Source organism: Nonomuraea sp. NPDC049758, assembly GCF_040674635.1.
Classification (GTDB): domain Bacteria; phylum Actinomycetota; class Actinomycetes; order Streptosporangiales; family Streptosporangiaceae; genus Nonomuraea.
This window is the reverse complement of sequence record NZ_JBFAMZ010000002.1, coordinates 606774-628038: the sequence shown is the minus strand read 5'-3', so window position 1 is coordinate 628038 and position 21265 is coordinate 606774. Positions and strand designations below refer to the sequence as shown.

Sequence of the window (21265 nt, the reverse complement as noted above, 5' to 3'; positions counted from 1 at the left end):
GAACGTCGCTCCCGAGCGGGGATACCATCTCAACCATCTCGCGCGGGACACGCATAAGGAGTTCGGGTGACGCTGGTCGCTGGGGTCGATTCCTCCACGCAGAGCTGCAAGGTCGTCATTCGCGAGGCCGAGACGGGCGCGCTGGTCAGGCAGGGCCGCGCCGCCCATCCGGCCGGCACCGAGATCCACCCCTCCCACTGGTGGACCGCGCTGCTGCGGGCCGTCGAGGAGGCCGGCGGGCTCGCCGACGTCGCCGCCGTCAGCGTGGCCGGGCAGCAGCACGGCATGGTCTGCCTCGACGAGGCGGGCGAGGTCGTGCGCGACGCCCTGCTCTGGAACGACACCCGCTCCGCCCGGGCCGCCGCCGACCTGGTGGCGGAGCTGGGCGGGCCGGGAGCCTGGGCCGACGCGGTCGGCTCGGTGCCCGTCGCCGCGTTCACGGTGGCCAAGCTGCGGTGGCTGGCCGAGCACGAGCCGGACAACGCCCGCCGCACGGCGGCGGTCTGCCTGCCGCACGACTGGCTGACCTGGCGCCTGGCGGGCGCGCTCGCCCTGGGCGGCGGCACCGGCCGGGGCGGCGGCTCCGGGCCGGGCAACGGCACCGGCCGGGGCGGCTCCGGCTCGGGCTTCGATCTCGCGGCCTGGCACGACGCGCCCCCGCCGCCGCTCGACCTGCTCACCACCGACCGGGGCGACGCCTCTGGCACCGGCTACTGGTCCCCGGCGACCGGCGCCTACCGCACCGACCTGCTCAAGGCCGCCTTCGGCGCCGTCCCGCTGCTGCCCCGGGTGCTGGGGCCCGCCGACCGCGCGGGCGACCCGGCGTCGTCCGGGCCGCTGCTCGCGCCGGGCACCGGCGACAACATGGCGGCCGCCCTCGGCGTCGGGGCCGGGCCGGGTGACGTGGTGGTCTCGCTCGGCACGTCCGGGACGGTGTTCGCGGTCGCGGAGACGCCCAGCGCCGACCCCACCGGCGCGGTCGCCGGGTTCGCCGACGCCACCGGGCGTTTCCTGCCGCTGGTGTGCACGCTGAACGCCGCCCGGGTCCTCGACGCCGCCGCCGGGCTGGCCGGGGTCGGCCTCGGCGAGCTGAGCGACCTCGCGCTCCGGGCCCCGGCGGGGGCCGGCGGCCTGACGCTGGTGCCGTACCTGGAGGGGGAGCGCACCCCCAACCGGCCCACCGCGACCGGCTCGGTCCTCGGGCTCACGCTGGCCACCGCGACCCCGGCCCACCTGGCCCGCGCGGCCGTCGAGGGCATGCTGTGCGGCCTCGCCGACGCCCTCGACGCGCTCGGCACCCGTCCGGAGCGGGTGCTGCTGATCGGCGGCGCGGCCCGTTCGGAGGCCGTACGCCGCGTCGCGCCGACCGTCTTCGGCGTGCCGATCGCGGTGCCGCCGCCCGGCGAGTACGTCGCCGACGGCGCCGCCCGCCAGGCCGCCACCCTCCTCACGACCCCCGACTGGCGGACCGAGGACACCGAGACCTACGACGCCCCGGCCGTCCCGGAGATCCGCGCCCGCTACGCCAGGGCCACGTCCCACGTGCTCGACTGAGGGCTCTGGTATCGGGTGAAAAAGCCTCGCAGTTGACAATTCCTTAGAAGTCCGGATGCGTGTCGGACGTACTGATCGCGGCCGTGCGAAGCGATGCTGCGATCAGCGTGGTGTGCGGAACCACGGGTGTCTTTCCTGCGAGAGGGGAACCGGCGATGAGACGGGCGCCGAGGAGTGCCCTCCACCCCCGGGGGCCGGGGAGGGGGACTCAGGGGTGGACTCAGGGACGGCTCGGGGGTGCCACCGGATGTGCCGGCACGCCTGTGGGCGCGAGAGTTGGGCACATGACCGCAGTGCCGAACAGCAGAGTGAGAGTCGCGAGAGCGCCCTGGAGCGTGAGCCTGAGGGCCCTCATGACCCCGACGAGGCTCTACCCCCTGATCGCCTGTGCATCGATCGTGTTCTCGGTGGTCGCGATCCTGGTCGGCCACTTCGGGCCCGACCCCTACCTCGACCCCATGAACGTGACCATCAGCGAGTACGCCGTGACCGACCGCGGGGGCGTCACGGAGGTCGCGATGGCGGTGCTCGGGCTCGGGTCGCTCGCGCTGCTGACCGCGCTGCGGAGGATGGGGGCGCCGATCCGGGGGCTGCCGGAGAAGCTGCTCATGGTGTGGTCGGCGGCGCTGGTCGTGGTGGCGGTCATCCCGACCGTCCCCCTCGGTCTCGACCTCGACGTCGCGGCCCAGGTTCACCGGTACGTGTCGATCGCGGCGTTCGTGAGCCTTCCGGCCGCCGGGGCGCTGCTGGTGCCCAGGCTGACCGCGGACGTCCACTGGAAGCCCGTCGCGCGGGCCGTGGAGTGGGTGGCGCTGGCGGGCGGGTTCGGGCTGCTGGCGATCACGTACGTGGCCCTGCCGGGGGAGCGGGTCATGATCGGCCTGGTCGAGCGGCTGCTGCTGGGCGCCGAGGTGTCGTTGCTCGGCCTGCTGGCGGCGTGGGCGCTGTGGCTGACGTGGTCGCCGGCCCGCGCCCCGAAGCACCCAGTAGACGCAAATTTCCCGACATATCACAGATTTATCGCTAGTCGATCTTAATCTCGTCTGTTTCGGTGCTATTCTCTCCCGCGATCTTCTATGCGGGAGCAGGTGTCATGGCATCGGGCAGATCCATCCGATTCAAGATCTCGACGCTGCTCGTCATCCCCTTGATCTCCCTGATCGCGCTCTGGGGCTTCGCCGCGAGCACGACCACGGGTGAAGCGCTGAACCTCTTCAGGATCGATGCGATCTGGTCGAGTGTGATCAACAACGCCGACGACCTGGTCTCCAGCCTCCAGACCGAACGCCTGGCCTCCGCCGAACGCCTCGCGGGCACGGCGACCGAGCAGGCGGCCCTGTCCAAGGCCCGCGCCAAGGTGGACGCCAGCAGGAAGACCCTGCGCGAGCAGGGCCTGGCGGAGGACGCCCAGTCGGCGATGACCGACGACATGAAGAAGCAGTTCCAGGTCGTCCTGGACACCGTCGACCGGCTGCCGGAGGTCCGGCGCAAGGTCGACGAGCGCAGGATCACCCCCGGCACCCTGGTCACCGAGTACGCCAAGGTCTCCGACGAGGTCCACCTGCTGTACTCCAGGCTGACCGTCAGCACCGACCTCGAACTGTCCCTCCAGGCCCACGGCCTGATCGCGGCCGACGAGGTGCGCGAGCTGCTCAGCCGCGAGAACGCCCTGGTCGTCGCCTCCAACGGCCGCCCCTCGATGCACGACGTGCACCTGCTGGCCGGCATCGACGGCACCCGCACGTTCCTGTTCCCCAAGGCGCTGGCCAACCTCGACACCGAGCTGCGGGCCCCGTTCGAGAAGCTGTTCTACTCCTCCAGGTACATCACCATGGAGAGCCTCCTGCGGAGCTTCGTCGCCGGCCAGCCGGCCGACATGGACCTCTGGCGGGGCATCGCCGACCAGGTGCTCAAGGAGTACAGCGAGGCCGTCTGGGGCACCGGGGACAAGCTGCTGGGCCGGATGCAGCCGGCCGGCGTGGTCATCGTGGTCAGGGCGGCGATCGCGGGCGCGCTGGGGCTCATCGCGGTGGCCTTCTCGATCTTCATCTCCGTCCGGGTGGGCCGCAGGATCACCAGGGAGCTGGCCACCCTCCGCCGTACGGCGCTGGACCTGGCCGAGGTCAGGCTGCCCGACGTGGTGACGAAGCTGCGTACCGGCGAGCGGGTGGACATCGAGGCCGAGGCGCCGCCCATCAAGGTCGGCGACAACGCCACCAGCGAGGTCGCCGACCTCGCCGCGGCCTTCGACAGCGTGCAGAGCACCGCCGTGGACGCCGCCGTCGAGCAGGCCAGGCTGCGCGAGGGCGTGGCCGAGGCGCTGCGGAACCTGGCCAGGCGCAGCCAGTCGCTGCTCCAGCGCCAGCTCAGGATGCTGGACGAGATGCAGCACCAGACCGAGGAGCCCGAGGCCCTGGAGCGCCTGTTCCGGCTCGACCACCTGACCACCCGCATGCGCCGCCACGCCGAGGGCCTGGTGCTGCTCTCGGGCGGCACGGCGGGCCGCAGGTGGCGCGGCGTCATCCCGGTCGAGGACGTGCTGAGCGGCGCCGCCGCCCAGGTCGAGGAGTACACCCGGGTCCGGGTCTACCCGATGCCCGAGTGCGGCGTGTCCGGCTCGGCCGTGGCCGACCTCATGCACCTGTTCGCCGAGCTGATCGAGAACGCGACATCGTTCTCCTCGCCCGCCAACGAGGTCTCGGTGCGCGGCGAGATGGTCGGCAGGGGCTTCGCGGTCGAGATCGAGGACCGCGGCCTCGGCATGGACGAGGAGACCCGCAAGTCCATCAACGACCGGCTGGCCAGCCCGCCCGAGTTCGACCCCGCGCAGACTGAGCGGCTGGGGTTCGCCGTGGTCGGCATGCTGGCCGCCCGGCACGGCATCAAGGTGACGCTGAAGCTGTCCCCGTACGGCGGCACGACCGCCATCGTGCTCGTGCCGGGATCGCTGGTCGAGCCCATGGCGACGCCGGTGCGGCCGATGGAGTTCGAGCCCGTGTCCGTCTCCGTCCTCCGGTCCGAGCGGCCGGTCGACGCGGGGGAGGCGACCGGGCCGGGCGAGCTGCCGCGCCGGGTGCGCACGAGCAAGCGCGCGGGGCCGGCGCCGGGAGAGGGACAGGACCTGCCCCGCCGCGACCGGCAGACGGGCCTGCCGCAGCGGCAGCGGCTCAGGCAGGCGCCCCTGGCCGCGCCGACGCCACCGGCGCCCGTGGCGCCCGTGGCCGACGAGCGTTCTCCTGAGGAGACCAGGGCGCTGCTCTCCTCACTCCAGTCCGGATGGCAGCGGGGGCGGCAGGAAAGCGACCAGGATGGGGGTTCCCGAGCGTGAGCGGCGAGCACGAGTGGGTTGACGAGGAGGCCGGGCCCGTCGTCCGGCCGTACGCCGTGGCGCGGGGGCGCACCCGGCCCTCGTCCCCGGCCCTCGATCTGCTGGCGACCGTCGTCTCGACGGGACGGCCCGCGCCGGCCAAGGCCGAGCTGAGCGGCCAGCACCGGCGGCTGATGAGCTGCCTGTCCGGCCACTCCAGGCCCGTCGCCGAGGTCGCCTCGGAGCTCGGGCTGCCCGTGGGCGTGATCCGGGTGCTGCTCGGCGACCTGCTGGAGTACGACCTGATCGACGTGCGCCCGCCGCGCGACAAGACCGCCACCCCGACGGAGAGCCTGCTCCGCGAGGTGATCAACGGGCTGCGCGCGCTCTAGCCCTGCGGCGGGCCGCGCCCGCCCGGGTTCGCGACGGCGGCGGGCCGCGCGGCCTAGTTGGCGGCGGTGAGCGTCCGCAGGGAGTGCTCGACCAGGGTGATCATCACTTCCTTGGCCGAGGCCCTGCGCCGCACGTCGCACAGCATCACGGGGACGTCGTCGTCGAGGTCGAGCGCGATGCGCACGTCGTCCACGCTGTGCTGGGACGCGCCGTCGAAGCAGTTGACGGCCACCACGAAGGGCGTGCCGCGCTGCTCGAAGTAGTCCACCGACGGGAAGCAGTCGGTCAGCCGCCGGGTGTCGGCGATGACGACCGCGCCCAGCGCGCCGTAGGACAGCTCGTCCCACATGAACCAGAACCGTTCCTGGCCGGGCGTGCCGAACAGGTAGACGACCAGTCCGTCGCGGATCGTGATGCGGCCGAAGTCCATCGCCACGGTGGTGGTGGTCTTGGCCTCCACGCCGTCGAGGTCGTCGACCCCGATCCCGCGGTCGGAGAGCACCTCTTCCGTGCGCAGCGGCTTGATCTCGCTGATCGACCCGACCAGGGTGGTCTTGCCGACGCCGAACCCGCCCGCGATGAGGATCTTCAGCGCGACGGGGTCCTCAGAGAGCACGGAGTCCATTGATCACTTCCTTGAGAATGCGCTCATTCGAACGCGACCCCGTTGCCGAGGGCGACGTCACCGAGATGAGGCCGTGGTCACGCATGTCGCCGAGCAGCACCCGGACGACGCCTACGGGCAGGTCGAGCTCGACGGCCAGGTCGGCCACCGAGATCGGGCTCCGCGCCGCCCGCAGGATGAGCTGCTGTTCCGGCCCGAGGTCGTCCGCCTGGTCGGCGAGCGCACGCACGGACGCGACGAGGTCGAAGGCGTCTCCCGACGAGCGCGTCCGGCCTCGGATGAGGGCGAAGGGCCGGACGACGGGGCCGGCCTCCTCGTCGTACCAGCGGGGGGCGTCGGTCATGCCGTTCCCGCGCGCGGGTTGGTGGTGATGTGCTGGCCCACCCGCTTGACCAGCATCGCCATCTCGTACGCGATGTGCCCGACGTCGACGTTCGCCTCGGCGATCACGGCCAGGCAGGTGCCCTGGCCGGCCGCGGTGACGAACAGGAACGCGCTCTCCATCTCCACGATGGTCTGGCGCACGTCGCCGCCGCCGAAATGGCGCCCGGTGCCGCGGGCCAGGCTCTGGAAGCCCGCGGCCACGGCCGACAGGTGCTCGGCGTCCTCGCGGGTCAATCCCTTGGAGTACCCGACGGCCAGGCCGTCGGTGGAAAGGATGACCGCCTGGCGGACGGCGGCGACCCTGCCTGCCAGGTCGTCGAGCAGCCAGTTCAGCTCACCGGTGTTGGTGGTTTGCGCAGTCATGCGTCCCCCTTGCTCATGGGCTCCTCCTCGGAGGCTTCTTCTCGGGCACGTTGGGTTCCCCGCTGGAACGCGGAGAACAGATCGCGTACCTCGTCGGGAGAGCGTTCGGCCTGCGGCTCCGGCTCCGGCGGTTCTTCCTTCAGCTGCGGCGCCAGGTTCGCCTGGCGCACGCGCCTGGGCAGTCCGGCGTGGGTGCCCGAGGTGACCACCGCGAGGGCCTTCTTCGTCCGGCTCGGCAGCTCCGCCGGCCGGCCGTCGTCGTCGCCGGAGGACAGCGCGGCCTGGTCGGCGACCAGCGAGCGCGGCACGAGCACGATGGCCGCGGTGCCGCCGTAGGGCGAGCGGCGGAGCTGGACCTTGAGGCCGTGGCGTTCGGCCAGCCTGGCCACCACGAACAGGCCCAGCCGGTCGCTGTCGGCCAGGTCGAACTCGGGCGGGGCGGACAGCAGCTTGTTGATCGCGGCGTACTCGACGGCCGACAGGCCGAGCCCCTTGTCCTCGATCTCGATGGCGTAGCCGTTGCTGACCACGTCGCCGCGGATCTGGACCACGGTGTCCGGCGGTGAATAGATGGCGGCGTTCTCGATCAGCTCGGCCACGAGGTGCGTGAGGTCGGCCGCGGAGCCGCCGTCGAACGCGCTGACCGGCATGGCCTCGACGTTGACCCTCGTGTAGTCCTCGACCTCGGCGACCGCGGCCCGGACGATGTCGATCACCGGCACCGGCCTGCGCCAGGCCCGCGCCGGGGGCGCGCCCGACAGGATCATCAGGCTCTCGGCGTGCCGCCGCATGCGGGTGGTCAGGTGGTCGAGGCGGAAGAGCTCCTCCAGCCGGTCGGGGTCGTGCGTGCGGCGCTGCATGCCGTCGAGCAGCCCGAGCTGCCGGTGCAGCAGGCCCTGCTTGCGCCTGGCGAGGTTGAGGAAGACCTGCCCGACCCCGCGGCGCAGCGCGGCCTGCCCGACGGCCGCCGTCACCGCCGTGCGCTGCACGGACGCGAAGGCCCGGCCCACGTCGGTGATCTCCGCCGATCCGCTCACCCTGATGGCCCTGGCCTCCTTCCGCACGTCAACGTCCTCGCCCTTGCGCAGCCTGTCCACGACGTCGGGCAGGCGCACCTCCGCCAGCTCGATCGCGGCGGTACGCAGCCCGTACAGCTCGCTCGCCAGGCGGCGACCGAAGCGTACAGAGATGATGATCGACGCGAGCACGGCTATCAACCCGAGGCCGCCCGCGACGGCGATCTCGACGACCGTGCCGGTCGCGGCCCGCGACGTCCGGCCGGCCAGCGTCTTGGCCGCGGCGGCGCTGTCGCGGTCCAGTTCGGTGGTGAGCCGGTCCACCGCGCTCTTCCACGCCTCGGCGTCGGCGGGCGGCGAGCCGGTCTTGACGACCCTGGACTCCAGCGCGGAGAAGGTCAGGAACGGCTGGGACGCGAACACCTGCTCGAACGGCCTGCGCAGCGGCACGTCGAGCCCGGCCAGCCCGCGGGCGTGCAGGAACTTCCTGGAGGCCGCGTACTCGGTGAAGGCGGCCCGCTCGGGCTCGGTCAGCCGCCCGTCCACCAGCGCGCCGACGATGAGGGCGTGCTCCCTGGCGATGTACTCCCGGGCGCTGCCCATGGCGTGCAGGGAGGTGGCCTGCTGGAAGACGGTCAGGTCGGAGACGGAGATCAGGTGGTCGTAGAGGGCGAAGACGGCGTCGAGCACCTGGTTGTAGGCGTCCACGCCGGCCAGGCGGGAGCTGATGCCGCCGTCGATGTCGGCGCGGATGGAGCCGAGCCGGTCGAGGTGGGCGGTCAGGGCATCGAGCGGCGTCCGCAGGTCGTCGCCGACCGCGTCGCCCGCCTCGGTGACGGCGTGCTCGAAGTCGGCCGCCGCCTTGTCCGTACGGGCCCGCTGCGCGCCCAGGACCTCGGTGAGTTCACGGGTAGTGAGCGCCTCGGCGGAGCGCACCCGTTCGGACTGGAGCTGAACGCCCAGGTCGGTGGAGGTGACGCCGAGTGTTTCGTAAAGCGTGTCGGCCCGGAGGAGTGACTGTGCGTCGCCCATGGTCAGGTTGAGGACGAAACCCCACAGCGCGCTGAGAGACAGGAGGGGTAGCAGCAGCAATAAAAAGATCTTGAACCGAATTGACCGGTTTCGCGAGCCCATGTCCCAACCTCGAGTCGGGGGCATTTCCACACCTTGTGTAAATACACCTCCGGAAGATCGCACAGGAGACTAGCATCGTTTATGGTTCCGGCGCAGTGGGAGGAACAGGATGATTACCGTGATTATTGGGGCATGATCTCGGTCTCCCGGCGGGCCGCGCGCAGCACCCGCCAGAGCCACCCCAGCGCGACCAGCGAGATCACGATGAGTCCGGCCCAGTTCACCAGCGTGTACACGTGCACCTGCCCTTCGGTCACGTTCGGCACCCGGCCGATCCGCAGCAGCTCGAACTGCCACGGCCGCCCGGTCAGCACCAGCGTGATCGCGATGGCGATGGCGCTCATCGAGTCCCACAGCGCGTGCAGCAGGGAGACGCCGAGGTAGCACCACACGACGTGCCCAGTGAGGCGTCCGTGGGCGGCGAACAGCACGCCGCCGAGTATCGCGGTCCACAGGCCGTGGCCCACCGGCGCCAGGATGCCCCGCAGGATCTCGGTCTCGACGAGCTGCGCCAGCGACAGGCCGTCGGCGGTGAACAGGGCGTTGAAGGCGTAGCCGGAGCTCTCGAAGGCGGCGAAGCCGAAGCCGACCGTCGCGCCGAGCACCACGCCGTCCCTGGACGAGCGGCGGACCGCGTGCCGGGTGACGTACATCAGCGCGGCCAGCTTCACGCCCTCCTCGATCAGGCCGACCAGCGCGTACATGACGAACGAGGGCCGGATCAGCCAGCTCTCCAGCAGCGACGCGCCGAGCACCCCGAGCACGCCGCCGACCACGAACGCCCGGAACTGCAGCTCCACCGTGACCACCGGCGAGCGGTCGCGTCCGTGCGCCCACACCACGAACGTCACCGGGATCAGGAAGCTGCCGAACAGCACGACGGTCGGCACCAGGTTGGAGTTGGCCGTCCAGGCCGTGACGGCGACCGTGGCCAGCCACAGGACCAGCCCGCCGAGGAAGACCCGCAGCCAGGGCCTCATGCGGTGAGCTCGCGCACGGCCCGGTGCGCGGCCACCACGGCTGCGTCGCCGCCGGCCGCCGGTTCGGTGTCCGACCCGGCGATGGCGATGCGGCCGAACCGCCTGCGGGCGACGTCGGCGGGGAAGGGGCCGTCGGGGTAGAAGGGGTGCCAGGGCCTGCAGTACGCCACCGGCAGCCCGTGCCCCCAGCGGTGGACGGTGACCGCCTCGACGCCGGCCCGGGGGCCCAGCAGCCGGGCCACCTGGTCGCGCACGCGGTCCGCCAGCCGGTCGTACGGCGTCGCCATCATCTCCCGCCGGCCCGCCGCCGCCCCCGCCACGGGCCCGAGCTCCGACCGGCACGGCGTGGCCAGCAGGCGCAACCCCTCGGGCGCGGGCTCGCTCAGGCACCAGAACGCGCCCGTCCAGCGCGTGCGCCCGATCCGCGCCCGGCCCCCGCGCAGCCGCACGCTCGCCTCCAGGACCGGCAGCCGGGCCGCCTGGCCCAACGCCCGCCGCTGCTGCTCGGGCAGGTCGGGCACCAGGTGCGGCACGACCGCGCTCCAGCAGGCCATGATCACCGACTCCGCGCCGACGGTCCTGACCCGATGCCCGTCGAAGTACGCGACCACCACGGACGCGTCCCCGTGCCGGACCGAGACCACCGGGCTGGACGGTCGCAGCACCGCCCGCGCGGCACCGGGCGGGCTCCCGGTCGCGGGCCCGGCCGCCGAGGCGTACCGCGAGGGCTTGTCGAGCCCCAGGCCGCCGAACCCCGGGTAGCCGGCGGCCCAGGCGTCCACCGCCCCGAGGGCCCGGCCGTCGAAGGCCCGTTCGGCGCACGGCAGCGTCCGGCAGAACCGTTCCGCGTCAGGATGCGCGCCGCAGACCTCCAGCAGGAACCGGGAGTAGGTCAGCCCGGCCAGGCGCTCCTGCTTGTCCTCCTGCGACAGCCCGGGGAACCAGTCGGGCGGGTCGTCGCGCAGCATGCGCAGGTTGTCGACGGCCCGCGCGACGAGCGGCAGCTCCTCCAGCCGGCCGGCCGGGACCAGCGTGTCGGCGCCGAAGCTCTCCCTGTCGCACATCACGTGTACGGCCGGCCCCGCGCCGAACCCCGCCGGGCCGCCGTGCTCGCCGGGGTCGCGGTTGTCCAGCACGAGCACGCGGGCCCTCGGCTCCCGGCGCAGCCACTCCGCCGCCGCGCTGTTGCCGCTGCGACCGCCGCCCACCACCACGAGGTCGTAGCTCTCGCCGGTGGGCTCGGGCTGCCCCGCGTGCCGCCAGAAGCGGCCGTCGCGCAGCGCGTGCGGCACGGCGACCGCCTGCGCGGTGTCCCCGCGCAGCCCTCCGGCCGGTTCCGCGGCATTGACAACGGCCTTCGCCGCCGAGCAGCCCAGAGCGCTCACCGCAATCCCGTCGAACAAGTCACGGCGGGAAATGGGCACATCCATCCCGAGGTCGCGCGGATTCCTGCTCATGAGGGCGATCATCAGCACTTCGGCCAAAAGCCCCACAGGGGCGCGCAGCGGTTCGAGAAACATTTTGCGTGGCCTATTACCGCGAATGCCCGTTTGGAGTAGCGTCCGGAATGGACGCGAGCGGGGGGAGTGCGGTGGTCGGCAAGCAGGGCAGGGTCACCGGGAAGATCGGCCCAGGGCTCGTCGGCGAGGTCATGATCCCGGTCAGAGGCGGGGTGGAGGCCTTCTACGCCCACCCCAGCGTGCCCGACGAGGAGTTCGGCCTGGCCACCATCGTGGTCGTGGTGGACTACTTCCCCCCGCGGACGGTTTACGTGGCCAGAGCACTCGTCTAGGGAGGGCCGGTTGTCCCCCGAGGTCTTCATCGTCGCCGGAGCCGCGGTCGTCGCGGTCGTCATCGTGATTCTGCTGTTCAAAGCCGTCTGGCGGGTCGCCGAGCCCAACGAGGCGCTGATCATCTCCGGTCTGGGGGCGCGCCGCCGGGGCGAGGGCGTCGACAGCCTGGGCTTCAAGATCATCACGGGCAAGGGCACGGCCGTGCTGCCCGGCTTCCAGGCCGCCCGGCGGCTGCGCCTGGACACCAGGGCGGCCAACCTCCAGGTCTCCTGCGTCACCCAGCAGGGCATCCCCGTGCACATCCGCGGCGTGGTCATCTACAAGGTCGGCGACGACCTGTCCTCGATCGCCAACGCCGCCCGCCGCTTCCTCGACCAGCAGGACTTCATGACCAGCGCGATCCACGAGCTGTTCACCGGGCACCTGCGCTCGATCATCGGCAACCTCACCATCGAGGACCTGATACTCAACCGCGAGCGCCTGACCAGCGAGACCAGGGCCTCGGCGGCCGACGAGATGAGCAAGCTCGGGCTGATCGTGGACTCGCTGCAGATCCAGGAGATCGACGACGAGACCGGCTACATCGCCAACCTCGGCAAGCCGCACGCCGCCAGGGTCGCGGCCATCGCCCGCATCGCCCAGGCCCAGCGCGACCAGGAGGCCACCGAGGCCGAGCAGATCGCCGCCGCCAACAAGGCCGCCGCCCAGCGCGACGCGCAGCTCAAGCGGGCCGCCTACCAGGCCGAGATCGACCGGGCGCAGGCCACGACCCGGCAGGCGGGGCCGCTGTCGGAGGCCACCGCCCGGCAGGAGGTCGTCGTCCAGGAGACCAGGGCGGCCGAGCTGGAGGCGCAGCTCGCCGAGCAGCGGCTCCAGTCGCAGGTGCGCAAGCCCGCCGACGCCAAGGCGTACGAGACCGTCACGCTCGCGCAGGCCGACCGGGACGCCCGGATCGCCCAGGCCCAGGCCGAGGCCCAGGAGACCGAGCTGCGCGCCGGGGCCCAGGCCGGCCAGGTCAAGCTGGCCGCCGCCGCCGAGGCCGAGTCCGTACGGCTGCGCGGCGAGGCGGCCGGCGCGGCCACCAAGATCGCGGGTGAGGCGGAGGCCCAGGCCGCCCAGGCGCGCGGGCTGGCCGAGGCGCAGGCGGCCAGGGCGCTGGGCCTGGCCGAGGCCGAGGCGATCAGGGCGCGGGCCGAGGCGCTGAAGGAGAACCAGGAGGCGGTCATCGCCCAGCAGCTCGCCGAGCGCTGGCCGGAGGTCGTCGAGGCCGGCGCGAAGGCGTTCGGGAACGTGGACCACATGGTGGTGCTGAACGGCGCCCAGGGTGTGGAGGAGCTGCTGGCCAAGGCGCTCACGCTCGGCGGCACCGGGATCGGCCTGGCCAGGGCGCTGCTCGACGGCGGAAGCCGGAACGGCGCCGAACCCGAAGTCCCGAGGGAACCCAAAACCTCTCGCGAACCTGAAATTCCGCGCGAACCTGCCGAATTCCGCGAATAGCGACGTTACTCGGCTCCTTACTCAGCCCTTCCTCTAGCGTTTCCGAAAAGGCCGCTAGAGCAAGGGGAGAATTCGTGCTTAAGGCTATTTCGGGGGTATGTCTGAGCATGATGGTCGTCGCCGGATGTTCCGCCGGCGAGGCCGATAATCAGGCCGCCGGGTCGGCGCGGCCCGCCGCGTCCTCCTCGGCGGTGGAGGCGGCCCGGCTGCGCGCCGCCCTGTTGCCCGTGCCCAAGGGCATGCGCATCGCGTACGGGCCGGAGATGGGGGCGTTCGGCTCGCTCAAGTCCACCCAGGAGGGGCTGGCCGCCATCCAGCAGGCCAAGCTGGAACGTCCGGAGTGCGCCGGGGCCGCCCAGCTCGACGCGGCCAAGCCGGAGGTCGCCCAGGCGCCCGCCGCCGTCATCGCCTTCTCCGCCGCGCGCGGCTCGATCACGCAGGCCGTCGTGTCGATGCCGTCGGCGTCCATGCCGGCGCCGCTGCCGCCGCAGTGCGCCCTGTACAAGGCCACCGTCGAGGGCGCGGACGTGACCTACCGCACCGCCAAGCTGGCCATGCCGGCCAGGGGCGACGAGTCGCGGGCCTACCTGACGACGGCCTCCGGCGGCGACAAGCGCGCCCAGATCGGGTCGGTCGTGATCAGGCGGGCCCACCTGATCATGAGCATGCTCGTCGTCGGCGAGAAGGTGAAGGCGGCCGGCCTGTACGAGCTCGCCCGCCTGGCCGACCAGAACCTGGCCCGCGTCACCCGCTGAGGCTCAGATGAGCACGTGGTCGTCCGGGCGGCCGACGAAGGAGAACTGCGCGTTGCGGGTCAGCTTGATGTGGTCGGCCTGCCAGGTGTGCATCGAGGCGTCGGCGCTGCGCCAGTAGACGAAGTTGAACCGGTCGGCCGAGTAGATCTTGACGGAGTCCTCCTTCAGCCGGCGTACCAGCTGGGTGTCCTCCCCCCGCGTGATGTCCGCGAAGCCGTACGAGCGGAACATGTCCGCCTTGCCGAGGAACGTGCCGCCCTGGACGAGGAAGGAGTACCGGTGCTCCAGGCCGGGCAGCCGGAGCATGGTGGTGTTGCTGCCCTCGAAGTACGCGTAGTGCGCCCCCTTGCCGACCAGCTCGGCGTCGGAGTAGTCGAACGCGCGCACCAGGTCCGACAGGTAGTGCTCGCCGTAGAGGTTGTCGTCGTCCATCTTGGCGATCAGGTCGCCCTCGGCGGCGGCGATGCCCAGGTTCATGCAGGCGCCGAGCGTCAGCTCCGGGGCGGCGGGCAGGACGACGACGTCCGTGATGCCGGCCATCCGGGCCTTGTCGGCGACCACCACCGGGTCGATGTCCAGCCCGTGCAGGACCATGACGAGCTGCAGCGGCCGGTGGAGCTGCCGGGCCACCGACGAGATCGCGTGCTCGATCTGCGCGGCCCGGTTGGTCGGCAGCACGACCGAGATCGAGCGCGACCGGGGCGCGGTGGCCTGGCCGAGGTTCTGCAGGATCTGGTCCACCCGGTGCGAGAACAGGTGCTTGTCGAAGACCTCCCGCATCGCCAGGTGGCCCATCCTGGCCCGCAGCTCGGGGCTGTTGATCAGGTGCAGCACCTGGTTGTACGACTCGACCGGCTCGCGCGCGATCGGCACCAGCTCGCCGAACGTCTCCTCGATCGCCCGCGACCACCCCGACACCACCGGGGTCGCGCACGCCGACAGCTCGAAGACGCGGCGGGCGCACATGGTCGGCGAGTCGAGCACCGAGTTGACGTTGAGGAAGACCTTGTACATCCGGTACGCGGCCAGCATCTGGTCGTAGGGCAGCTCGCCCACGATGTGCGGCCGGTACTTCTCCGGCCAGGCGTACTTCTCGTCCACCTCGCCGTTGCGGGCGAAGATGTGCAGGCCCAGCTCGCGCACCGGGTCGAGGACGACCTCCATCTGCTCACGCCGCTCGGGGTGCTTGTCGCGGAAGTACATGCCGGCGAACACCACGTCGTGCAGACGGCCCTGCTTCTGCTGGATCGGGTTGTGCACCCGCGGCTGCGCGGCGAACTGCAGCACGTCGACCCGGTCGTGGCCGAGCACCTCGCGGTACTTCGGCACCATGTCGCCGTCGCAGGTGAACACGTAGTCGAACAGCTTGGCCGTGTCGATGAAGAAGTCGAAGTTCGGCGGGTCCTCCTTGTTCCAGAAGACCGTGGGGATGCCCTCGGCGCGGCACCAGGCGACCAGGTCGCGCAGCGGCTCCTTGGGGGCGTTCGTGCCGGTCATCTGGTAGCGCCAGCGGCCCTGGTTGCCGTGCCAGGCCGACTCGCAGAACAGCAGGTCGGGGCGCTTGTCGGCGAAGATCTCCGGCCAGTCCTTGAGGCCGAACTCGATCTGGTCCCACTCGTACCTGAAGGCCATCCTGGAGAAGTCGTCCAGGATGACCGCCACCTTGAGGTCGGGCCGGTTGACCGGGCCGAGCGGCCACTTCGCCGTCGGCACCTCGACCAGCGGGGGGCGGTGGTTGGCGAGCTCGACCGCCTCGGTGACCGGCATGGGCGGCTTGGGCGCCTTGTCCTTCGACCTGACCGCCTCGACGATCCTCCCCGGGCTCTTCGAGCCCAGGGCCTCGCCCAGCTTGAACGTGCGCTTGGCCTGGGTGGCCTCCAGCTTCCAGCCGGCGTACGCGGCCTTGGCCTCGGCGATCTCCAGCCGCCGCCGCAGCTCCCTGACCTCGGCCTCGTACCGCTCGATGAGCTTGCGCTCCTCGGGCAGCCAGTTGACGGGTCCCAGTCGCTGGAACGCGGGGGGCTCAGGGTTTTCGGCCATGGTGATACGCCTATCGCTCAGCGGAGGTATGTCATAGTACGGCGGATTCAGCCGCTATTCGGGGCGTTTGGCCTGGGAAGCCGGGGCCAGGTTGTCGCCCTTCAGCCACGCCGCGATCACCGTCGCGATGCGCGGACCGGCCTTGCCGTCCCACATCACCGGCAGCTCGCCGGCCGGCGTGGCAGCGCCGTCGGCCAGCGCCTTCTCCGCCGCGGCGGGCAGCAGCGCGGGCGTGACCAGGCGGTTCGTGCCGTGCGTGATCGTGATCGGCCGCTCGGTGTTGGGCCGCAGCGTCAGGCAGGGGACGCCCAGCATGGTCGTCTCCTCCTGCACGCCGCCGGAGTCGGTGACGACCAGCGCCGCCCCCCGGACGAGTGAGAGGAAGTCCACATAACCCAGCGGCTCGATGACCTTGATCGTGTCGCCGTCCACCAGACCCGCCTCGGCCAGCCGCGCCTTGCCGCGCGGGTGCACCGGCACCACGACCGGCGTCCGCCGCGACACCTCCAGCACCGCCTCGACCAGCTCCCTGGCGGCCTCGGCGGTGTCCACGTTGGCCGGGCGGTGCAGCGTCGCCACGGCGTACCGGGCCGGCAGGCCGAGCCGCGTCACCACCGGCGCCGGGTCCAGCGAGGGCAGCGCGGCGAACAGGCTGTCGATCATCGGGTTGCCCACCAGGTGCACCTTCGCGGGCGGCACGCCCTCCGAGGCCAGATAGGCGAGGGCCTCGGGCGAGGTGACGAACAGCAGGTCGGCCAGCGCGTCGGTGACGACCCGGTTGACCTCCTCGGGCATGCCCCGGTCGAACGAGCGCAGCCCGGCCTCGACGTGCGCCGTCCTGATGCCGAGCTTGGCGGCGACCAGGATCGCGGCCAGCGTCGAGTTCACGTCGCCGTAGACCACGACGAGGTCGGGCTCCTGGGCGACGAAGACGTCCTCCAGGCCCACGAGCAGGGCCGCGGTCTGCCTGGCGTGCGTGCCGGAGCCCACCGCCAGGTTGGCCACCGGCTCGGGCAGGCCGAGATCGGCGAAGAAGACGTCCGACATCAGCGCGTCGTAGTGCTGACCGGTGTGGATGATGCCCTGCCGCACGCCGAGTTCACCGAGTGCACGCACCACCGGGGCCGCTTTCACGAAATTGGGACGAGCACCCAAAACGTGCAGGACCAGGGGGTTCTCCCTCATTGACCTCGCCTTTCATAGCGGAAGGGAAAAAACGCTGCCTATGGTACGGTCCCAGCGTGGCATCCGACGCCAGTCGTCAAGACTCCTCCAAGGTTTCCGCGAAGTCCGCCCGGGCCGGCGTCGGGGGACTTCTCAAAGGCTTCGTCCAGCACCCCGTCATCGTTTCCCGCGTCGTCGTGACCAAGGTCAAGTCCGACCCCGTCCGCGTGGCGCAGGCCGCCGCCGACGCGCTCCCGCCCAAGCTGCGCCCGCTCGTCGGCAGCGTGGCCTGGCCCGCCGCCCGCCGTGCCCGGCGCATGGTGCGCAAGATCGGCATGCGCGTGATCAAGGCGCCGTGGAACGAGGCGAAGGCCCACTGGGACGCCGGGCGGGTCTCGCAGGCCGCCGAAGTGCTCGACGCGCACACCAAATACCCCTTCGTCAAGCGCAGGGCCGCCTACTACCGCGGTGAGCTGGCCGCCATCAGCCCCGACCCGATCCCGCCGGGTCCGAAGGTCGCCATCGCCGGGCGCGTCGAGGGCCGCGTGCTGCACCTGGTCACCAACGCGCTGCCGTACACGCAGGCCGGTTACACCGTGCGCACCCACCGGATCGTCACCTCCCAGAAGGCGGCCGGGCTCGACCCGCACGTCGTGACGAGCTGGGGCTGGCCCATGCTTCAGGGGCACGCCGACGCGCCCGCGCAGGAGGAGATCGACGGCATCCCGTACTACCGCCTGCTGCCCGACGGGCACGGCGAGGTGCCGTTCGAGATGCGCGGCCGCATGGTCAAGGGCGCCGAGGGCGTCACCCGGCTGGTCGAGCAGCTGCGCCCGCAGGTCCTGCACGCCGCCACCGACCACCGCAACGGCTCGGTCGCGCACGCCGTCCGCGACCGGACGGGCACCCCGTTCGTCTACGAGGTGCGCGGCTTCCTGGAGGAGACGTGGGCCTCCCGCGACCCCATCCGGGTCGGCAGCCAGCGGCACGTGCTCCAGCGCGAGCGCGAGGCGTTCCTCATGCGGGAGGCCGACGCGGTCGTCACGCTGGCCGAGACGATGGCCACCGAGATCGTCGATCGCGGCGTGCCCAGGGAACGCATCCACCTGGCGCCCAACGCCGTCGACGACACCCTGCTGTCGGCCCACTACGACGGCGCCTCGTTCCGCGACGCGTACGGCATCGCCCCCGGCGAGATCGTGGTCGGCTCGGTGTCCAGCATCGTGGCCTACGAGGGCTTCGCGACCCTGCTGCGCGCCGCCGCGCTGCTGCGCGACGACCGCACGCCGGTGCGGGTGCTCATCGTGGGCGACGGCGCCGAGCGGGAGAACCTGCTCGCCCTGGTCGAGGAGCTGGGGCTGCGCGACGCCGTCCTGCCCGGCCGGGTCGGCCCCGACGAGGCGCTGCAGGCCCAGGACGCCATCGACATCTTCGCCTGCCCGCGTGAGGACCTGCGGGTCTGCCGGCTCGTCACGCCCCTGAAGCCGGTCGAGGCGATGGCGCTCGGCAAGCCGGTGGTGCTCAGCGATCTGCCCGCGCTCTCCGAGCTCGTCGGCTCCGACGGGGCCGGCCTGCTGGTGCCTGCCGGCGACCCGGCCGAGCTGGCCAAGGCCATCGCCGGCCTGCGCGAGGATCCGGCCAGACGGGCGGAGATGGGCGAGGCCGGACGCGCCGAAGTCGCCGCGAAGCGGACCTGGAGCCGCGTTGCCGAGACTTATCAAGCTCTATACCGATCGCTTGCCGAAAGATGACCTCCACGTTGCCTGTACGTTGTGACGGGTTCGGTCGCATTAGGCGTGAGCTAGGTGGACTTGAGATAACCTTTGCGACCATGAAGTGTTGTTTCCGGCTCTCGAAGGCACTGCTGTGACAGAAATCGACTTGGCTGTCATCGGCCTGGGCTACGTCGGTATGCCGCTTGCGAAGGAAGCGGTTGCCGCCGGGCTGCGGGTCGTCGGCGTGGACGTCGACCCCCGGAAGGTCGACGCGCTCAACGCCGGGCAGTCCTACATCGATGACCTGACCGACGCTGACCTCGATCACATGCTGGCGAACGGATTCAGCGCGACGCTGGACGAGTCCGTGCTGGCCAGAAGCAACACGATCGTCATCTGCGTTCCCACCCCGCTGGACGAGGACCACCGTCCCGACCTGTCCGCGGTCGAGGGCGCGACCAAGGCCGTCGCCCGCAACCTCAGCAGGGGCACGCTCGTCGTGCTCGAATCCACCACCTGGCCCGGCACCACCGACGAGGTGGCCCGCCCGCTGCTGGAGCAGTCGGGCCTGGCCGCCGGCGTGGACTTCCACCTGGCCTTCTCGCCCGAGCGCATCGACCCGGGCAACCCGAAGTTCGGGCTCAAGAACACCCCGAAGGTCGTGGGCGGCTACACGCCGGTCTGCCGCGACCGGGCGACGGCGTTCTACAAGCAGTTCATCGAGCAGGTGGTGCCGGTCAGCGGCACCCGCGAGGCCGAGATGGCCAAGCTGCTGGAGAACACCTACCGGCACGTCAACATCGCCCTCGTCAACGAGATGGCGATCTTCTGCGACGAGCTCGGCATCAACCTGTGGGAGTCGATCGAGGCCGCGGCCACCAAGCCGTTCGGCTTCCAGAAGTTCCTGCCGGGGCCGGGCGTCGGCGGTCACTGCATCCCTGTGGACCCCTCGTACCTGTCCTACACCGTGCGCAAGCTCGGGTACCCGTTCAGGTTCGTGGAGCTGGCCCAGGAGATCAACGAGCGCATGCCGTCCTACGTGGTGGCGCGCGTCCAGCGACTGCTGAACAGACACAAGAAGCCCGTGAACGGCGCCCGAGTGGTTATGCTCGGCGTCACGTACAAACCGGATATCGCCGACGAACGGGAAACTCCGGCTCTGCCGGTGGCGCGTGCGCTGCTGGAGCTGGGGGCCGACCTCTCGTTCGCCGATCCGTACGTCAAGGAGTGGTCGGTCGACGGCACTCCGGTGCCACGGGAAGAGGATCTGACCGAGGCCGTGGTCAACGCCGACGTGACGCTGCTGCTGCAGCAGCACGCCGCGTTCGATCTGGCCATGGTCGAGGCGAAGGCCAAGCTCGTGCTGGACACCCGCGGTGTGCTCACCGAGGGTGAACGCGTCGAGCGGCTGTAGCGACGGAGGGCTGCGCGCAGTGCACGTGCTCGTCATGACGGTGGTGCATAACCCCGAGGACGCGAGAATTCTGCATCGGCAGATCCGTGCCCTCGTGGATGCCGGTCATGAGGTCACGTATGCCGCCTCCTTCTCGGCGCACGGGGTCGTACCGCGTCCATGGGTCAACGGCGTCGATCTGCCCAGGGCCGCCCAGCGCAAACGCATGGCGGCCGTCTGGGCCGCCCGGCGGCTGTTCAAGCGCATGCGGAACAAGGTCGACCTGGTCCTGATCCACGACCCGGAGCTGCTGTTCGCGGTCTGGGGCGTGCGCAACCGGCCGCCGGTGGTCTGGGACGTGCACGAGGACACCCCGGCGACGTTGTCGCTCAAGCCGTGGCTGCCCTCGTTCCTGCGCCCGCCGGTGCGCTTCTTCGCCCGCATGCTGGAGGGCACGGCCGAGCGGCACATGCACCTGCTGCTGGCCGAGACCGCCTACGCGGGCCGGTTCAAGGACGCCCATCTGATCGTGCCGAACGAGACCTGGGTACCCGACTCGGTGACGCCTCCGGGCGACGACCGGGTGGTCTACCTCGGGTGGTTGTCGCGGGCGCGCGGGGTGTTCGAGGCCGTCGAGGTGGCCAAGCTGCTCCAGCCGTACCGGGTGACGGTGGAGCTGATCGGGTACGCCGATCCGCAGAGCCGCCCGATGCTCAACCAGGCCGTCGCCGACGGCCTGCTGGAGTGGCGTGACTTCATGCCCAACGACGAGGCGCTCAAGCGGCTCGACGGGGCGCTGGCCGGGCTGTCGTTGCTGCACGACGAGCCCAACTACCGGCACTCGATGCCCACCAAGATCGTGGAGTACATGGCGCACGGCATCCCGGTCATCACGACGCCGTCGCCGCGCGCGGTCGAGCTGGTGGAGCGGTACGACAGCGGCGTCGTCGTGCCCTGGGAGGACCCGAAGGCCGTCGCGCAGGCGGTGCTGACGCTGCGGGACGACGTGCGCGAGCGGCGGGCGCAGGGCGCTCGCGGGTACGCCGCGGCCCGCGCGAACCACCACTGGCCGAACTCGGCCAAGCGGTTCGTGACCCAGCTCGAGGCATGGGCCGGGATCACGCGATAGCGGTTTATCTCCGGCAGATCACG

General features: G+C 71.5%; 18 protein-coding genes. 10 read left to right on the top strand and 8 right to left on the bottom strand.

Translation table 11 applies throughout. The features are described 5' to 3' along the window. The first annotated feature begins 66 nt into the window (after positions 1–66). The 4 genes from AB0J46_RS07470 (at position 67) to AB0J46_RS07455 (ending at position 5253) form a co-directional block, all read left to right on the top strand. Positions 67–1554: an FGGY family carbohydrate kinase gene (locus AB0J46_RS07470; protein ID WP_364327725.1), complete on the top strand. Its 1488-nt coding sequence runs from the start codon at positions 67–69 to the stop codon at positions 1552–1554. A 353-nt stretch (positions 1555–1907) separates the two neighbouring features. Continuing rightward, on the top strand, positions 1908–2591 hold the full coding sequence (locus tag AB0J46_RS07465) for a DUF998 domain-containing protein (RefSeq protein ID WP_364327722.1): 684 nt from the start codon (positions 1908–1910) through the stop codon (positions 2589–2591). Between the two features lie 56 nt (positions 2592–2647). Further along, entirely contained in the window at positions 2648–4882 is a 2235-nt protein-coding gene (locus tag AB0J46_RS07460; RefSeq protein ID WP_364327719.1) for a nitrate- and nitrite sensing domain-containing protein, read from the top strand. Continuing rightward, entirely contained in the window at positions 4879–5253 is a 375-nt protein-coding gene (locus AB0J46_RS07455) for a DUF742 domain-containing protein (protein ID WP_358290686.1), read from the top strand. Before AB0J46_RS07460 ends, AB0J46_RS07455 begins: the two co-directional genes overlap by 4 nt. A 53-nt stretch (positions 5254–5306) precedes the next feature. Here the strand turns inward: AB0J46_RS07455 and AB0J46_RS07450 are convergent, their stop codons facing one another. From AB0J46_RS07450 to AB0J46_RS07425, 6 genes are all read right to left on the bottom strand, one after another. Beyond that, positions 5307–5879 (bottom strand): ATP/GTP-binding protein, encoded by a 573-nt coding sequence (locus tag AB0J46_RS07450; RefSeq protein ID WP_352318064.1) that lies wholly within the window; start codon positions 5877–5879, stop codon positions 5307–5309. Then, positions 5860–6222 carry a DUF742 domain-containing protein gene (locus AB0J46_RS07445; protein WP_352357593.1) on the bottom strand — a complete coding sequence of 121 codons (363 nt, stop codon included), beginning with the start codon at positions 6220–6222 and terminating at the stop codon, positions 5860–5862. The genes AB0J46_RS07450 and AB0J46_RS07445 overlap by 20 nt, the downstream gene beginning before the upstream one ends. Beyond that, entirely contained in the window at positions 6219–6626 is a 408-nt protein-coding gene (locus AB0J46_RS07440) for a roadblock/LC7 domain-containing protein (RefSeq protein ID WP_352318060.1), read from the bottom strand. The genes AB0J46_RS07445 and AB0J46_RS07440 overlap by 4 nt, the downstream gene beginning before the upstream one ends. Beyond that, positions 6623–8734 carry a nitrate- and nitrite sensing domain-containing protein gene (locus AB0J46_RS07435; protein ID WP_364327713.1) on the bottom strand — a complete coding sequence of 704 codons (2112 nt, stop codon included), beginning with the start codon at positions 8732–8734 and terminating at the stop codon, positions 6623–6625. Before AB0J46_RS07435 ends, AB0J46_RS07440 begins: the two co-directional genes overlap by 4 nt. A gap of 164 nt (positions 8735–8898) precedes the next feature. After that, on the bottom strand, positions 8899–9756 hold the full coding sequence (locus AB0J46_RS07430; protein WP_364327710.1) for a PrsW family glutamic-type intramembrane protease: 858 nt from the start codon (positions 9754–9756) through the stop codon (positions 8899–8901). Beyond that, positions 9753–11213 (bottom strand): hypothetical protein, encoded by a 1461-nt coding sequence (locus AB0J46_RS07425; RefSeq protein WP_364327707.1) that lies wholly within the window; start codon positions 11211–11213, stop codon positions 9753–9755. The genes AB0J46_RS07430 and AB0J46_RS07425 overlap by 4 nt, the downstream gene beginning before the upstream one ends. 110 nt (positions 11214–11323) lie before the next feature. On the opposite strand from AB0J46_RS07425, the gene AB0J46_RS07420 reads away from it, so the two are divergent. The 3 genes from AB0J46_RS07420 (at position 11324) to AB0J46_RS07410 (ending at position 13801) form a co-directional block, all read left to right on the top strand. Further along, positions 11324–11548, top strand: a complete 225-nt coding sequence (locus AB0J46_RS07420) for a hypothetical protein (RefSeq protein ID WP_364327704.1) — start codon at positions 11324–11326, stop codon at positions 11546–11548. 10 nt (positions 11549–11558) lie between these two features. Beyond that, positions 11559–13046, top strand: a complete 1488-nt coding sequence (locus AB0J46_RS07415; RefSeq protein ID WP_364327701.1) for an SPFH domain-containing protein — start codon at positions 11559–11561, stop codon at positions 13044–13046. Between the two features lie 107 nt (positions 13047–13153). After that, the gene (locus AB0J46_RS07410) at positions 13154–13801 is read left to right on the top strand and encodes a hypothetical protein (RefSeq protein WP_364327698.1); all 648 of its coding nucleotides are present in this window, start codon (positions 13154–13156) and stop codon (positions 13799–13801) included. Between the two features lie 3 nt (positions 13802–13804). Here the strand turns inward: AB0J46_RS07410 and AB0J46_RS07405 are convergent, their stop codons facing one another. Together AB0J46_RS07405 and wecB are read right to left on the bottom strand one after the other, a co-directional pair. Further along, positions 13805–15841, bottom strand: a complete 2037-nt coding sequence (locus tag AB0J46_RS07405) for a glycosyltransferase (protein WP_364327695.1) — start codon at positions 15839–15841, stop codon at positions 13805–13807. 54 nt (positions 15842–15895) lie between these two features. Continuing rightward, the gene (gene wecB / locus AB0J46_RS07400; RefSeq protein WP_364327692.1) at positions 15896–17026 is read right to left on the bottom strand and encodes a UDP-N-acetylglucosamine 2-epimerase (non-hydrolyzing); all 1131 of its coding nucleotides are present in this window, start codon (positions 17024–17026) and stop codon (positions 15896–15898) included. A 56-nt stretch (positions 17027–17082) separates the two neighbouring features. Between wecB and AB0J46_RS07395 the strand changes: the two genes are divergently transcribed. The 3 genes from AB0J46_RS07395 (at position 17083) to AB0J46_RS07385 (ending at position 21242) form a co-directional block, all read left to right on the top strand. Next, complete coding sequence (locus tag AB0J46_RS07395; protein WP_364327689.1) at positions 17083–18756, top strand: glycosyltransferase family 4 protein; 1674 nt, start codon at positions 17083–17085, stop codon at positions 18754–18756. Between the two features lie 130 nt (positions 18757–18886). Continuing rightward, positions 18887–20134 carry a nucleotide sugar dehydrogenase gene (locus AB0J46_RS07390; RefSeq protein WP_364327686.1) on the top strand — a complete coding sequence of 416 codons (1248 nt, stop codon included), beginning with the start codon at positions 18887–18889 and terminating at the stop codon, positions 20132–20134. A gap of 19 nt (positions 20135–20153) precedes the next feature. After that, complete coding sequence (locus AB0J46_RS07385) at positions 20154–21242, top strand: glycosyltransferase (protein WP_364327683.1); 1089 nt, start codon at positions 20154–20156, stop codon at positions 21240–21242. Positions 21243–21265 lie beyond the last annotated feature (23 nt).